This window comes from Afipia sp. GW821-FHT14H12, assembly GCF_058803465.1.
Window position 1 is genome coordinate 376543 of the sequence record NZ_JBXAOZ010000002.1, and the last position, 15238, is coordinate 391780.

Annotated in this window: 12 protein-coding genes; 3 read left to right on the plus strand and 9 right to left on the minus strand. The window is 62.0% G+C overall.

The features are described from left to right. Window positions 1-90 precede the first annotated feature (90 nt). From AC1RNA_RS13345 to AC1RNA_RS13355, 3 genes are all read right to left on the minus strand, one after another. Complete coding sequence (locus tag AC1RNA_RS13345; RefSeq protein WP_492951414.1) at window positions 91-1314, minus strand: TIGR03862 family flavoprotein; 1224 nt, start codon at window positions 1312-1314, stop codon at window positions 91-93. 15 nt (window positions 1315-1329) lie between these two features. Then, window positions 1330-2217 carry a 3-hydroxyisobutyrate dehydrogenase gene (gene mmsB / locus AC1RNA_RS13350; RefSeq protein WP_492951415.1) on the minus strand — a complete coding sequence of 296 codons (888 nt, stop codon included), beginning with the start codon at window positions 2215-2217 and terminating at the stop codon, window positions 1330-1332. 89 nt (window positions 2218-2306) lie between these two features. Further along, window positions 2307-2939: a TetR/AcrR family transcriptional regulator gene (locus AC1RNA_RS13355; RefSeq protein ID WP_492951416.1), complete on the minus strand. Its 633-nt coding sequence runs from the start codon at window positions 2937-2939 to the stop codon at window positions 2307-2309. Between the two features lie 129 nt (window positions 2940-3068). Between AC1RNA_RS13355 and AC1RNA_RS13360 the strand changes: the two genes are divergently transcribed. Together AC1RNA_RS13360 and fabF are read left to right on the plus strand one after the other, a co-directional pair. Next, window positions 3069-4352 (plus strand): MFS transporter, encoded by a 1284-nt coding sequence (locus tag AC1RNA_RS13360; RefSeq protein WP_492951417.1) that lies wholly within the window; start codon window positions 3069-3071, stop codon window positions 4350-4352. A 36-nt stretch (window positions 4353-4388) separates the two neighbouring features. Then, complete coding sequence (fabF, locus tag AC1RNA_RS13365; protein WP_492951418.1) at window positions 4389-5651, plus strand: beta-ketoacyl-ACP synthase II; 1263 nt, start codon at window positions 4389-4391, stop codon at window positions 5649-5651. 22 nt (window positions 5652-5673) lie between these two features. Here fabF and AC1RNA_RS13370 read toward each other — a convergent pair whose 3' ends face one another. Both AC1RNA_RS13370 and AC1RNA_RS13375 read right to left on the minus strand, forming a co-directional pair. After that, complete coding sequence (locus tag AC1RNA_RS13370) at window positions 5674-8823, minus strand: multidrug efflux RND transporter permease subunit (RefSeq protein WP_492951419.1); 3150 nt, start codon at window positions 8821-8823, stop codon at window positions 5674-5676. A 2-nt stretch (window positions 8824-8825) separates the two neighbouring features. Next, the gene (locus tag AC1RNA_RS13375; RefSeq protein WP_492951420.1) at window positions 8826-9974 is read right to left on the minus strand and encodes an efflux RND transporter periplasmic adaptor subunit; all 1149 of its coding nucleotides are present in this window, start codon (window positions 9972-9974) and stop codon (window positions 8826-8828) included. A 150-nt stretch (window positions 9975-10124) separates the two neighbouring features. Between AC1RNA_RS13375 and AC1RNA_RS13380 the strand changes: the two genes are divergently transcribed. Continuing rightward, window positions 10125-10616 carry a MarR family winged helix-turn-helix transcriptional regulator gene (locus AC1RNA_RS13380; protein ID WP_009339201.1) on the plus strand — a complete coding sequence of 164 codons (492 nt, stop codon included), beginning with the start codon at window positions 10125-10127 and terminating at the stop codon, window positions 10614-10616. Window positions 10617-10645: 29 nt separating this feature from the next. Here AC1RNA_RS13380 and AC1RNA_RS13385 read toward each other — a convergent pair whose 3' ends face one another. From AC1RNA_RS13385 to AC1RNA_RS13400, 4 genes are all read right to left on the minus strand, one after another. After that, window positions 10646-10855, minus strand: a complete 210-nt coding sequence (locus AC1RNA_RS13385) for a hypothetical protein (RefSeq protein WP_492951421.1) — start codon at window positions 10853-10855, stop codon at window positions 10646-10648. Beyond that, window positions 10852-12006 carry a PepSY-associated TM helix domain-containing protein gene (locus AC1RNA_RS13390; RefSeq protein WP_492951422.1) on the minus strand — a complete coding sequence of 385 codons (1155 nt, stop codon included), beginning with the start codon at window positions 12004-12006 and terminating at the stop codon, window positions 10852-10854. The genes AC1RNA_RS13385 and AC1RNA_RS13390 overlap by 4 nt, the downstream gene beginning before the upstream one ends. 12 nt (window positions 12007-12018) lie before the next feature. Next, window positions 12019-14385 (minus strand): TonB-dependent siderophore receptor, encoded by a 2367-nt coding sequence (locus tag AC1RNA_RS13395; RefSeq protein WP_492951423.1) that lies wholly within the window; start codon window positions 14383-14385, stop codon window positions 12019-12021. A 404-nt stretch (window positions 14386-14789) separates the two neighbouring features. After that, a complete protein-coding gene (locus tag AC1RNA_RS13400) occupies window positions 14790-14984 on the minus strand; it encodes a hypothetical protein (protein WP_009339188.1) in 195 nt (64 codons plus the stop codon). Window positions 14985-15238 lie beyond the last annotated feature (254 nt).

The following is a 15238-nucleotide window of genomic DNA, read 5'->3' on the forward strand; positions in this document are numbered from 1 at the left end:
TTGCAACGCGAAAGAGACGAACGAGGTTGTGGTTCCCGGACAGCCTAGCGGTTTTATGCGACACCGCCATAGTTCTATCGTCCGAAATTCTTAACGGCCCACCCGGGCCAGCGCGCCCCGCCCGGCCGCGACGCCGGTGGCAAAAGAGGCCTGCAGGAGATATCCGCCGGTCGGCGCCTCCCAGTCGAGCATCTCGCCCGCGACAAAGACATCGGGCCGCGAACGCAGGCTGAAATCCGGACCGACCTCCGAAAAAGCCACCCCGCCCGCGGTCGAAATCGCCCGCGCCAGGGACGCCGCCCCTTCCACCCGTACGGGCAGCGCGCGGATCAGGCGCGCCAGCTCCTCCGGCGGCATGGCCGAAAGCATCGTGTCACGATGCAATGCGGCCTCATGCAGAAGCCCTATCGCGTGCGGCGGCAAGGTTAGCGCTTTACGTAAAAATGTCGCGATCGACTGCTTGCCGCGTGGACGCGACAGCCGCGCCACGAGATCCGGCAAGGTGAGATCCGGGCGCAGATCGACGGTGAGCGTGGCATGTCCCTTCGCGGCAACGCCCTCGCGCAATGCCGCCGACAACGCATAGATGCCGCCGCCTTCGATGCCGTCCTTCGTGATGACGATCTCGCCGCGCGATGTGCGCGCCTCATAGCCGAGCGCCACGTTCTTGAGCGGCTGGCCTTCGAACCGCTCCCGAAAGGAGTCACTCCATGCGACGCGGAAACCGGAATTCGCTGGTTTCAGTTCGCTGACCGCGATCCCCTGCGCCGACAGGATGTCGCGCCAGTCGCCGTTCGACCCCAGCCGAGGCCAGCTTGCGCCGCCGAGTGCGAGGATCGTCGCGTGCGGTCGCATGCTTTGCTCGCCCTGCGGCGTCTCGAAACGCAGCGCACCATTCTCGTCCCAGCCAAGCCATCGATGACGAAGCGCGAACCGCACGCCAAGACTTTCCAGCCGTGACAGCCACGCCCGCAGCAACGGCGAGGCCTTGAAGGTTTTGGGAAAGACCCGCCCGCTCGAGCCGATGAAGGTGTCCTGCCCGAGCCCATGCGCCCAGTCGCGCAACGCCTCCGGCGGAAACGCCTCGATCGTCGCGCGCAGAAGCGGCGGCGCGTTGTTATAGCGCGCAAGGAAAATATCGAGCGGCTCGCTGTGGGTGAGGTTGAGCCCGCCCCGCCCGGCCATCAGAAATTTGCGCGCGACCGACGGCATCCGGTCGTACACGATGACCGACGCGCCTGCCGCCGCCACCGTTTCGGCCGCGATCAGGCCGGCCGGACCGGCCCCGATAATGGCAACATCCGGCGCGCTCACGACATCAAACCGGCTTCATCCCTTCGACTGGGCCCTGAGTTGCGCGATGATGCCGGAAAAGTCCACCATGCCGTGTCCGGCATCCGAAAAAGCCTGATAAAGCGCCTGCGCATGCGCGCCGAGCGGCGTGGACGCGCCGGCCGCGCGCGCCGCCTCCTGCGACAATCGCAGGTCCTTCAGCATCAGCGCCGTGGCGAAGCCCGGCTTGTAATCATTATTGGCGGGCGATGCGGGCACCGGACCCGGTACCGGACAATAGCTCGTCAGCGACCAGCATTGTCCCGAGGAGGTGGACGCGACATCGAACAGCGCCTGATGCGACAGACCGAGTTTCTCGCCGAGCGTGAACGCCTCGCAGACGCCGATCATCGAAATGCCGAGGATCATATTGTTGCAGATCTTCGCCGCCTGCCCCGCGCCTGCCTCGCCGCAATGGATGATTTTGGCACCCATCTTTTCCAGGATCGGCTTTGCGGCGGCGAATGCCTTGGGATCGCCGCCCGCCATGAAGGTCAATGTCGCGTTCTTCGCGCCATTGGTGCCGCCGGACACCGGCGCATCGACCGAACGCAGGCCCGCGGTCGCCGCCAGTTCGTGGGCCTCTCCTGCGCTTCCCACATCGATGGTCGAGCAATCGATAATCAGGGTGCCCTTCTCGAGCAGCGGCACGATCTCGTTCCAGACATCGAGGACATGTTGACCCGCAGGCAACATGGTGATGACGGTTTCGGCTCCCTGCACCGCATCGTTGATGCTGGCTGCAACGGCGATGCCTGCCGCGGCCGCCGCCTTCTTGGAAGATTCGGCGAGATCGAAACCGCGAACCGCAAATCCCGCCTTCACCAGATTGGCGGCCATTGGCCCGCCCATGTTGCCGAGACCGATAAAAGCAATCTGCGTCATGACCGACTCCGTCTGGTGAACGTAAAGCAATTTAGCGTCCGAACGGAGCGAGCGCGATATTCAACATAAGAACGAGATGCGCTGTGCCGCTAGCGAGCGACTTTTCCTTGTGCGGATTTTGGGACAGCGCGTTTGACGCGCACCGCATTCCCCGCCAGCGCCTTCTTCCGGCCCGCCCTGAGAATATCTGCCGATAATTCTTCATCGGCCGCTGCCGCGCGCGCCAGCAGAAGGCTTCCGACCATGGTTGCGATGGCGCCGATCGCCTCTTCGCGCATAGCCCTGGTCGGGCGCTCCGCATGTTGCGAGGCGACAAGATCGATCGCCTCTTCAAGTTTGGCGGTGAAAATCCGCCGCGTCTTTGTACTGGAGCGGGCCAGTTCGGCGCCCAGCGCCGGTAACGCGCAACCGCCCGACACGTCGTCGCGATGCTCGCGCGTCAGATAGCCATTGACGATGGCGGCCAGCCCTTCGCCTTTCGGCGCTTTCTCCGCCCGGGCCCGCCAGCGCCGCGCAGTCGTATCCAGCGCATCGCGGAAGGATTCTTCAATCAGCGCGTCGCGGGATTTGAAATGCGCATAGAAGCCGCCATGGGTGAGTCCCGCCTCCTCCATCAATTCCGCGATGGCGATGCCGGCTGAACCATTTTCCTTCAGACGCATGACCGCGCCTTTCAGAATTTTCTCATGGGTCGCCGCTTTGTGATCCCGCGCGTAACGCATGGCCTGTCCTTTATATGTCACGTATCATATAATACGAAAGAAGCCGCTCCGTAAAGGGATTGTGATCCAATCCTCGTGATATGATACTTATCATACTCTCAGTTTCCGACTTGCCCCACAGGACCGACCATGATCTCGAACTGGCTCTCGGCGCGCGTTGCCTCCCGCGACATCTATTACGGATGGGCCGTCGTCGCCGCGACCTTCCTGACGACGCTGGCGAGCGCCGCCTCGATCAGCGCGCCGGGCGTGTTCATCGTGCCGCTGGAGCAGGAATTTCACTGGAGCAACGCGGAAATCTCCAGCGCGCTGTCGATCCGCCTGCTGCTGTACGGGCTGGTGGCCCCCTTCGCCGCAGCCCTCATCAACCGCTACGGCATGCGCAATGTCGTGCTCTGCGCGCTGACGACGATCATCTCGGGCCTCGTGCTCTCGCTGTTCATGACCGAAGTCTGGCAACTGATCGTGCTGTGGGGATTCGTCGTCGGCCTCGGCACCGGCATGACTGCATTGGTGCTCGGCGCGACGGTCGCCGCGCGCTGGTTCACCGCGCGGCGCGGATTGGTCGTCGGGATGTTCGCCGCGAGTTCGGCCACCGGCCAGCTTCTGTTTCTGCCGGTGATGGCGAAGCTCACCGAACTCTATAGCTGGCGCGTCGCCACCGGCGCGCTCTGCGTGCTGATGGCCGTCGCCGCACTTGCCGTGCTTCTGGTGGTGCGCGACCGTCCGTCCGATCTCGCGCTGCGCCCCTTTGGCGATGACGGCAGCACGCCGATCCCTCCGCCCGCACCCGCGAATGCGCCGATCACATCGGCTGCTCTCGGCGCATTGAGGGAGGCCTCGCAAAGCCGCGTCTTCTGGGTGCTGTTCTTCACCTTCTATATCTGCGGTGCCAGCACCAATGGCCTGATCCAGACGCACTTTATTACGCTGTGCGCCGACTATTCGATTCCCGCCACGGGCGCCGCAACGCTGCTGGCGGCGATGGGCATCTTCGATTTCATCGGCACCATCATGTCCGGCTGGCTGTCGGACCGCTACGACAATCGCTGGCTGCTGTTCTGGTACTACGGCCTGCGCGGACTCTCGCTGATGATGCTGCCGTTCACCGACTTCACCTTCTACGGCCTGTCGCTGTTCGCGGTGTTCTACGGGCTCGACTGGATCGCCACGGTCCCCCCGACCGTGCGCCTGACCGCCTCGACCTTCGGAGCCGAGCGCACCAATCTGGTGTTCGGCTGGATTTTCGCCGGCCACCAGATCGGCGCCGCCTCGGTGGCGCTAGGTGCCGGATTGTCGCGGACCTATCTGGCCAGCTATTTGCCCGCGTTCTTCACAGCCGGGCTCCTGTGCCTGATTGCATCGCTCGCCGCCCTGTCGATCCGCCGTGACAAACGCCCCGTAGTCGCCTAGGTCTGTACCGACAGATTTCTCCGGCAAGGCAGGACGATGCGACGGATTGTTGTTACGGGTATGGGTGCGGTGTCCCCGCTGGGTTGCGGCGTGGAAACCAACTGGTCACGGCTGACCGCCGGAAAATCGGGCATTCGCCGTCTGCCCGAGGCAGCCTGCGCCGACCTGCCCTGCAAGGTGGCGGGCCTCGTGCCGGACACCACCGAGGACCCGGAAGCCGGCTTCGATCCGAACTGCGCGGCTCCGGTCAAAGACCAGAAGAAGATGGACCGCTTCATCCTGTTCGCGCTGCTCGCGGCTGAGGAAGCAGTGGCGCAGGCGAACTGGCACCCGGCCGAGGAAAAGGACCGCACACGGACCGCGACCATCATCGGTTCCGGCGTCGGCGGCTTCCCGGCCATCGCCGATTCCGTGCGGCTTGCGGATTCGCGCGGCGTGCGGCGGCTGTCGCCCTTCACCGTTCCCTCCTTCCTCGTCAATCTCGCTGCCGGTCAGGTCTCGATCAAGCATGGCTTCAAGGGCGCGCTGGGCGCGCCGGTGACGGCCTGCGCCGCCGGCGTGCAGGCGATCGGCGATGCCGCGCGGATCATCCGCGCGGGCGAAGCCGACATCGCGCTGGCGGGCGGCGCGGAAGCCTGCGTCGAGCGCACCGCGCTTGGCGGCTTCGCGGCGGCCCGCGCACTCTCCTCCGGTTTCAACGACACGCCCGAGCGGGCCTCGCGCCCGTTCGACAAGGCGCGCGATGGTTTCGTGATGGGCGAAGGCGCGGGCCTTCTCGTGATCGAAGAACTGGAGCATGCACTCGCGCGCGGAGCCAAACCGATCGCGGAGCTGATCGGCTACGGCACCAGCGCCGACGCCTACCACATGACGTCCGGCCCCGAGGATGGCGACGGCGCGCGCCGCGCGGTCGTACAGGCGCTGCAACAGGCGGGGCTTGATCCGTCGCAGATCCAGTATCTCAACGCCCACGCCACTTCGACGCCGGTGGGCGATCTCGGCGAACTGACCGCAATCAAATCGGTGTTCGGGACAAACAACAGCGTGGCGGTGAGTTCGACCAAATCGGCGACGGGCCATCTTCTCGGTGCCGCTGGTGGTCTCGAAGCAATCTATTCGGTGCTGTCGCTGCGCGACCAGATCGCGCCCGCGACGCTGAATCTCGACGATCCCGACGACGCCGCGGAGGGCGTCGATCTCATCCGCGGGCAGGCCCGCAAAATGAAGATCGATCACGTGCTTTCAAACGGGTTCGGTTTTGGCGGCGTCAACGCCAGCGTGATCTTCCGCAAGATCTGACGGCTTGCGCGGGTAAGCCCTACTACTCCGCCGCCTCCGACACCGCGCTCGGCGGCTCGGAATGATCGCTATCGGACGGCGTTCCGCGCCCGAACTGCGACATCCAGTTCGACAGGCGATCGAGGTAAAGATAGATCACCGGCGTCGTGAACAATGTCAGCACCTGACTGACAAGCAGGCCGCCGACCATGGCGTAGCCAAGCGGCTGGCGGATTTCCGAACCGGTGCCGTGGCCCAGCATCAGCGGCACGCCGCCGAGCAGCGCCGCCATCGTCGTCATCATGATCGGGCGGAAACGCAGCAGCGCCGCCTTGTGGATCGCTTCTTCCGGCGTCAAATGCTCGTCGCGCTCGGCCACGATCGCGAAGTCCACCAGCATGATGCCGTTCTTCTTCACGATGCCGATCAGAAGCACGATGCCGATCAGCGCAATGAGGCTGAAGTCGTAGCCGAAGATCATCAGCGTCGCGAGCGCGCCGACACCCGCCGACGGCAGCGTCGACAGAATGGTGATCGGGTGGATGTAGCTCTCGTAGAGAATGCCGAGGATGAGATACACCACGATGAGCGCGGCGAAAATCAGGAGCGGAATGGTGCTGAGCGATTGCTGGAACGCCTGCGCGGTGCCCTGGAAGCTGCCGTTCAACGTGCCCGGCACGCCAAGCTCGGCCACCGCCTTCTGCACCGCGTCGGTCGCCTGCCCCAGCGCAACGCCTTGCGCGAGGTTGAAGCTGATGGTGATCGCCGGGAATTGCCCCTGATGGCTGATCGACAGCGGCCGCACCGGATCGGTGGTCCAGCGCACGAAGGTCGAGAGCGGCACCTGATCGCCTGTCGTCGGTGACTTGATGTAGATCTTCTGGAGGCTGTCCAGATCGCCCTGCATCTCGGGCAGGATTTCCATCACCACATGATAGCTGTTGAGCTGGGTGAAATACTGCGCGACCTGACGCTGGCCGAATGCGTCATATAGCGTGTCGTCGATCAATTGCGGCGAGATGCCGTAGCGCGACGCCGTATCGCGGTCGATGGTCAGCGTCAGTGTGGTGCCCTTGGTCTGCTGGTCGGTCGCGACGTCGCGCAGTTGCGGCAACGTCTCCATCTTCGCCAAAATCTTCGGCGCCCACTCATTCAGTTCTGCAAGGTTGGCGTCCTGCAACGTGTATTCGAATTGCGTGCGGGTCGCGCGGCCGCCGAGGCGCACGTCCTGCGACGCCTGCAAATAGAGTTTCGCGCCTTCCACCTTCTCGGCCTTGGCGCGAATGCGCGCGATGATCTGCGGCGCAAGCGCCGTCCGTTCGTCCCGCGGCTTCAGCGTAATATAAAGACGGCCGGTATTCAGCGCGCTGCCGCCGCCGCCGATTGCCATCGCGACGCTATACACGTCGGGATCGTCCATCACGATCTTGCCGAGTTCTTCCTGCTTGCGCTTCATGTCGGCGAAGGAAATGTCCTGCGCGGCCTGCGAGGCGCCGGTCAGCAGGCCGTTATCCTGCTGCGGGAAAAAGCCCTTCGGGATCGCGATGAACAGGATCACGGACAGCGCCAGCGTCGCGAAGAACACCATCAGCGTGGTGAAGCGCCAGCGCATCACCACGTTCAGGCCACGCTCGTACCAATAGAGCATGCCGTCGAACATGCGCTCGCTCCACTGGTAGAACTTGCCGTGCTGCTGGTGCTCCTGGTGCGGTTGCAGGAAGCGGGACGCCATCATCGGCGTCAACGTCAGCGACACGATCATGGAGACGAAAATCGTCATCGCCAGCGTTACCGCGAATTCGCGGAACAGGCGCCCGATGATGCCGCCCATCAGCAGCAGCGGAATCAGCACCGCGACCAGCGACACGCTGATCGACACGATGGTGAAGCCGATCTCGCTCGCGCCCTTCAGCGCGGCCCGATACGGGTCCTCCCCCTTCTCCACGTAACGCGAAATGTTCTCCAGCATCACGATGGCGTCGTCGACCACGAAACCGACCGCGATGGTGAGCGCCATGAGTGACAAATTGTCGAGCGTATAACCCGCCATCCACATCAGCGCGCAGGCGCCCAAGAGTGCCAGCGGCACCGTGACGCTCGGGATCACGGTCGCCCAGAAACTGCGCAGGAAGATGAAGATGACCATCACCACGAGAGCGATGGTCAGGAGCAGCGTGAACTGCACGTCCTCCACCGCCGCACGGATGGTCGTAGTGCGGTCGCTCATGATATGAATCTTGACCGCCGGCGGGATGGCTTTCTCAAGCCGCGGCAACTGAGCCTTGATCTTGTCGACCGTCTCGATGACGTTGGCGCCGGGCTGCTTGAAGACGACGAGGAACACGCCGCGCTTGCCGTTCGCCCACGCCGCCTGCTTCATGTCCTCAGGCCCGGACACCGCCTGCCCAATATCGCGGATGCGCAACGGGCCGCCATTGCGATAGGCAATAATAACGTCGTTCCAGTCTTTCGACGCCGGCAACTGGTCGTTGGCGTAGATCGTGTAGCTGCGGGTCTTGCCGTCGATGTTGCCCTTCGGACTGTCGACCGTGGTCTGCACCAGCTGGGCGCGCACGTCTTCCAGACCGAGCCCCTTCGCCACCAGCTTCGCCGGATCGATCTGCACGCGGATCGCAGGCTTCTGCTGGCCGCCGATGGTGACCTGGGCGACGCCGGTGATCTGGCTGAGTTGCTGGGCGAGCTGGCTGTCGACCGCGTCATTGACCTCGATCAGCGGCATCGTGTCGGAGGTCGCCGACAGGATCATGATCGGGGCATCCGCCGGATTGACCTTGCGATAGGTCGGCGGGCTGGGAAGACTTTTCGGCAACTGGCCGCCCGCGGCATTGATTGCCGCCTGCACGTCATTCGCCGCGCCATCGATATTGCGATTGAGATCGAACTGGATCGTCACCGCCGTCGAGCCGAGCGAGCTCGTCGAGGTCAACTGCGCGACGCCCGGAATCTGCGCGAACTGCCGCTCGAGCGGCTGGGCGACCGACGACGCCATCGTTTCAGGACTGGCGCCCGGCAGGCTCGCCGAGACCTGAATGGTCGGAAAATCGACCTGCGGCAGAGGCGCGATCGGCAGCGACGGATACGCCACGAGACCGACGAACAGGACGCCGACCATCAGCAACGAAGTTGCGATGGGGTAGCGGATGAAAGGAGCCGAAACGCCGCCGTAAGCCATGATCAATCAGCTTTCGGTTCGTTGTCGCCTGAGCCAGCAACCTTCGTGGCCAGAAGCGATCCCGCCTGAACCCGGTATTGGCCGCGCGTCACCACCTCTTCGCCCGGCGCAAGGCCGCTGTCGATCAGGCTTTTGCCGTTGCCGGTTTCCCGGACCCTGATCGGCCGCACCACGGCCTTGTTGCCCTCGCCGACTGCGAAGGCGAACAGCCCATCGGGACCGTGCTGCACGGCATCCTCAGGCACGACAGTGGCATCCTTGACCGTCTCGATCAGAAGGCGCGTGGAAACCGACAATCCCGGCCACAGCGCATGATCCTTGTTGTCGAACGTCGCTTTCAGGCGGATGGTTCCACTGGTGGAATCCACCTGATTGTTGATGAGCGCCAGCACGCCCTCCGAGAGTTGCTTCCGCCCATCTGTCGTATAGGCGATGACCTTGAGCGGGCCGCGCTTCATCGCAGCCGCGATCGCGGGCAGTTGCTGCTCGGGCGCGGTGAAGATCACGGAGATCGGTTCGACCTGCGCGATGGACACGATCGCCGTCTGCGCCGCCGCGGTGACGATATTGCCGACATCGACCATGCGGATGCCGGTGACGCCGGCGATCGGCGCACGGATGCTGGTGTAATCGAGCTGCGTCTGCGCGTTGTCGATCGCGGCCTGATCGCCTGCGATCTGCGCGGTGAGTTGCGCGACATTGGCGTTCTGGGTGTCCACAGTCTGGCGGGTCGCGAACTCGCCGAGCTTGGTCGAGCGGGCGAGATCGAGCTTGGCGTTGTTAAGCGTCGCCTCGTCCTGCACCTTCTTGGCCTTCGCTGCGTCGAGCGTCGCCTGGAACGGGCGCGGATCGATCTGCGCCAGGAGATCGCCTTCCTTGACGAACTGCCCTTCCTTGAAAACGATCTGCGTGATCTCGCCATCGACGCGCGTGCGGACCTGCACGGTGTTGAAACCCTGCACGGTTCCAAGGCCCGACAGATAGACCGGGAAATCCGCCTTCTCGACCGGGGCGATCGTCACCGGAACCGCTGGCGGCGGACCTGCCTTGGGCTTGTGCGAACCAAGGCCACGCCAAGCGGCGGCCAGCGCGCCGACAGCCACCAGCGCGATCAGCAAAAATCCCCAGCGAGGCATTCCAGGCTTCGTCATTCCGTCTCTCGTAAACCCGATACTCTTACATATTACTCATATGACTGCGATTATTTAGTATGCAAGCACTTAATATCATGACATGCTAATGAACTCTTCGTCAGACCAAACCGCCCCCCTGGTCATGGCAACCGTCACGGTCCAGCGTCCATGTCACTCGATCTCAAACGGCAGTTCATCACACAGCTCGTCGAATCTTCCCGGCTGCTGCGCAATTATATCGAACACCGCGCCAAGAGCCGCGGGACCACGCGCGCCCAATGGATCGTGCTCTTTCGATTGCGTCAGCAGGAAGGGTTGTCGCAGGTCGATCTCGCGGAAGTGATGGAATTGCAGCCTATATCGCTGGTGCGGTTGCTGGATCGCCTTGTCGATCAAGGTCTTCTTGAACGCCGTCCTCACCCCACCGACCGGCGGGCCAATCAACTATATTTGACCGATATGGGACGGCGGCTCGTCGACGATCTCGACAGCCTTCGCGATTCTATCGCCTCCGAGGCGCTGCGCGAAACATCCACGGCCGCGATCCAGACCGCGCTCGACGTGCTCCTCCAGGTCAAGGATAACGTCAAGAACAACGCCGACAGCGTTGCCGACACTGTCCCGCCCCCACCGGCCCGGACACGGCGGTTGCGACGATAGATCGCGCTCGCCCACCGGCTCTCCGCCGGTCAGCGCGCTTTCGGACGGCGCGGAATATAAATGCAGGCCGCGTAGATAACGACCGGCGTGAGTAGCATCAGCCACGACAACCCGTCCCACACGCCATCGCCGACCAGCGCGGCCACTACGCCGACGATGCTCATGACACCGATGAGCGCCGGGACCGCGAAAATCTGCCCGAGCGTGCGACGCTTGGGAAAAACGCTGCGTCCACTCATGGTGTCTGCGGCTCCAGTGCCGAGACGCTCGCGACGGAGCGCTCGATGGAAACACCCGATTTTCGTCGCCGCAGCCAGAGATAAAGTCCCGTGACCAGAAGCACGATGGTGATGACGTCGAGGATCGCCCAGAGGATCTTCAACGGCATGCCGCCGTAATCGCCGAAATGCAGCGGCTGCGACAAGAGCAGCGTCGAGACGTACCAGGGCATGTCACGGCTGTCCGTCATCGCGCCGGTCTGCGCATCGATCAGCGCGGGCTTCAAGAGACGCGATGTCAAAGGCGTGTCGCCGCGCATGAACACGGCATAATGGCTCTTGCTGCTGAAGATCGTGCCCGGAAACGCAACGAAGGACGGCTTCATGTCCGGCTCGGCCTTGATCGCAATCTTCACCGCTTCGTTGATCGAGGCCGGGTTCATGACGACGGGACGATCCTTGTATTGCGCCGTCATCGCCGCGAGCTGATCGAACTGCCAGTACTTGATGACGAGATCGGCCCAGGTGTTGATGACGCCGGTGAAGCCGACGACCAGCGTCCACATCACCAAAAGAATGCCCGCGAGATTGTGCACATCGAGCCAGCGCACCACCCGCTTCCGCTCGCGCCGGTAAGTGCCGAAGTCGAGTTTCCGCATCGACGGCGCATAGACCACGATGCCGGAAATGATCGCCACGCAGAACAGGATGCCCATGAAGCCCAAAAACAATTTGCCCGGCAGACCGGCAAACATATCGGTGTGCAGCTTCAGCATGATGTAGGTGAAACGGCCGGTGACATCCGGCGCGTCGAGATATTTCGCCGTATGCGCATCCACGCGCGCGAGCGTGTTCTTTGACGGATCGGCATCGATGGTCTTGCCGACGCTTACCATCAGTGCGTTCGGATCGTCGCGATCCCAGATCAGGAAATGCGGCACCATGTCCCGCTTCTGCGCCTTCACCGCCGCGACGACATCGTCGAGGTTGGCAAGCGGCGTGCCCGCAGGCACATCCGCCGCCTTCACCTGCGAATGCAGGACGTCATCGATCTCCTCGTGGAAGATCAGCGGCAGGCCCGTCACGCACAACAGCAGCATGAAGGCCGTGCAAATGATGCTCGACCATTTGTGCACCCATCCCCACCGCCGCAGTGACTTGCTCGCCGCCAATTTGGACTCCTTTTATTTCCAGCTGTATCGCAGCGTGCCCAGAACCGTACGGGCCGTTCCAAGACCGCAATAGGCCAGACCAGTCAGGCACGACTCGACGTAATACTTGTTGGTCAGGTTCTTTGCGGTGATCTGCGCGCTCCAGCCTTTCATGTCCGGGCGCAGATAGGAGAAGTCATAACTGACAGCCGCGTCGAGGAGCGTATGGTCGGGGATGACGAACGTGTTCTGTCCGTCGCCCCAGCTCTTGCCGACATAGCGCACACCCGCGCCAAGGCCAAAACCCGCCATTGGGCCGTTATACCATGTGTATTTGGCCCAGAGAGATGCCTGATCTTCAGGGGCGGCCTGAAGGTGTTTGCCGAGATTGTTGGCCGCAGCCGGCGCCAGGCTTTTCGTGATCTTTGTATCCAGCCGGGTGTAACCGCCAATGATTTCCAGTTCGCGGGTCACGTTTCCGCGCACCTCGAACTCGAAGCCGCGCGAGCGCGCCGAGTCGGTCTGCAAACTCGTAAAGAAGATCGTCGGATTGCCCGTCAGAATATCGTTCTGATTGATCTCAAACAGCGCCGCGGTCATCATCAGGTTCATGCCGTTGGGCATGAACTTGACGCCGATTTCCTTGCCGTCGCCTGTCGTCGGCTTGAACGGAGTTGTGCTACCGGCGGCAGCGCCCGTATTCGGCACGAACGACGTCGAATAGCTGATGTAGGGCGACACGCCGTTATCGAACAAATAGTTCAGACCCACACGACCGGTCTGTGCGGAATCGCTGCGCGAATACGCATTGGGAGGCGGATAAAATGCCGGAGACAGACTGGTCAGGCTCGTGTTGACGAAATCCTGCCGCCCCGTGAGCGTCAGCGTCCAGCGGTCAAGCTTCATCTGATCTTGGGCGTAAAGGCCGGCCTGATCGATCTTGTTGTTGTTCAGGATGAACGGTGACAGGGCGTCGAACGGAGTTGGAACTGCGCCATAGACCGGATTGTAAGGGTTGATGCTGGGGAACGTGCCGCCGAACGCCTGACTGCCCTGGGTTCGATAATCGACGTGACCTGTCTGATGCAGGAAGTCAAAACCGAGCAGCACCTTGTGCGTAACCGGGCCAGTGCGGAAATCGGCCTGCAACTGATTGTCGAGTGTGACGTTCTGCGAATGCGCCTTCACGTAATTGTAGGAACGCGCGACAAGCTGCGTCGGATTGGCGGGATCCATGCCTTCCGAACGAACTGACCGCAGATCGTTGTCCACTTCCATGTAACGGAAGTTCTGGCGGAACTGGAGGTTGTTGTCGAAGCGGTGCTCGAACGCATAGCCAATGGACTTCTGTTCCAGCTTGTAACCATCGAATGCCGGCTCGCCGATATACGTATTGTACGGAACGTGCCCGTTCGGATTTGGCAGAAAGGTGACCTGGCCGGGCAGATATTGCTGGTAACCCTTGTTGTCGATCTTCTGATACTGCGACAGGATCGTGAAGCTGGTGTCGTTGGTCGGACGCCATGTGAAGCTCGGCGCAATGAACGCCATGTTGTTCTGCATGAAGTCGGTCTGTGTGTCGGCCAGCCGGCCCAGACCCACGATGCGGTACAGGAACTCGCCGTTCTTATCGATCGGACCACCGATGTCGAACGCGCCCTGCTTGTAGTTGAAGTTTCCGAATGTCGTTTCGAAATCGTAGTGCGTCGTCGCCGTCGGGCGCTTGCTCACCATGTTGAGGAAACCACCCGGCTCGGTCTGGCCGTAGAGACCGGACGACGGACCCTTCACGACTTCCAGCCGCTCGAGACCGTAGGTTTCGATTTTCGGGATGGCGAAGGTCGTGCTGTCGGCCGGCAGACGCAAGCCGTCGAGATAGCTCACCGCGTTGAAGCCGCGAATCTTGAAGCCATCGAAGAATGCGTTAGCGCCGTAGCTCTGGAGCGATACGCCGGGCGTATATTGAAGCGCATCCTGAACGCTTTGTGCGCCTTGCGCGGCGATCTGATCCTGCGTGACTACCGAGATCGATTGCGGCGTTGTCAGAAGCGGCGTGTCAGTCTTGGTGCCCGAAACACTCTGGTGAGCAAGATAACCGTCGACCGGCCCGGTGCCGCGCTCGAGGCGGCCACGCCCATTCGCCGGATTTGCCGGAGCCTGCTCCGTGCCCCTGTTGCGCGCGACGTTGCTCGATGTGCTGCGGACACGCGATGAAGGACGCACCGCCGCGCGGCGTTTCGCTTGCGGCTTCGGCGCATCGACAGTGACGGCAGGAAGCGCGGACGATGATGATTGCAAAGTTTGCGCGTGAACTGTCGAAGGAGCATTGATCATCAGCGCGAGATAACTGACCGCGCCCATGCAGATCGCGCGTTTGAAAACCTTCGACTTGCCGCTCATTTCGTGCCCCACGATTTATTCCGCCCCTCGCGGATTTCTTTGTCCTCCTATCACGCGGAATCGCGTTGACACGTTTTTGGAAATTAGAAGCCATCGAAAAGCGGCATTGCCGACGCGCGTGTGGCTTCCATACCTCGCGACAATATCACGCGATATATTTTGAGAGATTCTAGTTTTAGATTTTGAAGGATTCTAATTTTTCTCGCGGCTCATCGTGCGAGTGCGCAGGAAGCGAATGCTAAACGCATGAAGACGATTCTCGACCGCAGTGAGGATCGCGCGTCTTCATTATTATCGGAGAATCTCGAAAGCGATTTTCATCAAACGACGAGACAAGAACTGTCGCGGCGGCGTCCGCTTCGGGCGCCGTCTGTCTTTCTGGTCTCTTAAACGATCGCAGGAAGCTATGGGCCGACGAAGAGAGGTTCGATGCCGTATTCGCCGACTGCAAAGATCGCAGCAATCAGCAAGTCGCGATGCACGTCTGCCGCGCCAAGCACGAGCAGAGAAAACAGACCCAGAGCTATGAGGATTAAGGTTGGCGAGGCAGAACCGTCATTCGGTTTTCTACCGATCGCGTTTTTGTCCAATGTCCACATGACATTCTCCCACTTATCGTCGCGGGAAGTTCGTCTGCCACCGACCGGCGAGATCAAAACCGACTTCTCTCGGCGTAATCCAGGCAGGGACGGTATCATATGCCGGACTCTGCCTGCTTCCCCACCGATATACCTCCGTTTGCTCCAATTCCAGCCAAATGCCCCCCATCGGCGCTTTGGTCGCAGGCCAACGTGGGGGCTGCCAAGCAGCAGGCGGATCTGCGTGTTTGCAGACAAGAGAGAAGAAAGAACCA

Bases quoted from the DNA above. Each gene is read 5' to 3' on its own strand.
- mmsB (WP_492951415.1), bottom strand. From the start codon at position 2,217: ATGACGCAGATTGCTTTTATCGGTCTCGGCAACATGGGCGGGCCAATG.
- AC1RNA_RS13355 (WP_492951416.1), bottom strand. From the start codon at position 2,939: ATGCGTTACGCGCGGGATCACAAAGCGGCGACCCATGAGAAAATTCTG.
- AC1RNA_RS13360 (WP_492951417.1), top strand. From the start codon at position 3,069: ATGATCTCGAACTGGCTCTCGGCGCGCGTTGCCTCCCGCGACATCTAT.
- fabF (WP_492951418.1), top strand. From the start codon at position 4,389: ATGCGACGGATTGTTGTTACGGGTATGGGTGCGGTGTCCCCGCTGGGT.
- AC1RNA_RS13370 (WP_492951419.1), bottom strand. From the start codon at position 8,823: ATGGCTTACGGCGGCGTTTCGGCTCCTTTCATCCGCTACCCCATCGCA.
- AC1RNA_RS13375 (WP_492951420.1), bottom strand. From the start codon at position 9,974: ATGACGAAGCCTGGAATGCCTCGCTGGGGATTTTTGCTGATCGCGCTG.
- AC1RNA_RS13380 (WP_009339201.1), top strand. From the start codon at position 10,125: ATGTCACTCGATCTCAAACGGCAGTTCATCACACAGCTCGTCGAATCT.
- AC1RNA_RS13385 (WP_492951421.1), bottom strand. From the start codon at position 10,855: ATGAGTGGACGCAGCGTTTTTCCCAAGCGTCGCACGCTCGGGCAGATT.
- AC1RNA_RS13395 (WP_492951423.1), bottom strand. From the start codon at position 14,385: ATGAGCGGCAAGTCGAAGGTTTTCAAACGCGCGATCTGCATGGGCGCG.
- AC1RNA_RS13400 (WP_009339188.1), bottom strand. From the start codon at position 14,984: ATGTGGACATTGGACAAAAACGCGATCGGTAGAAAACCGAATGACGGT.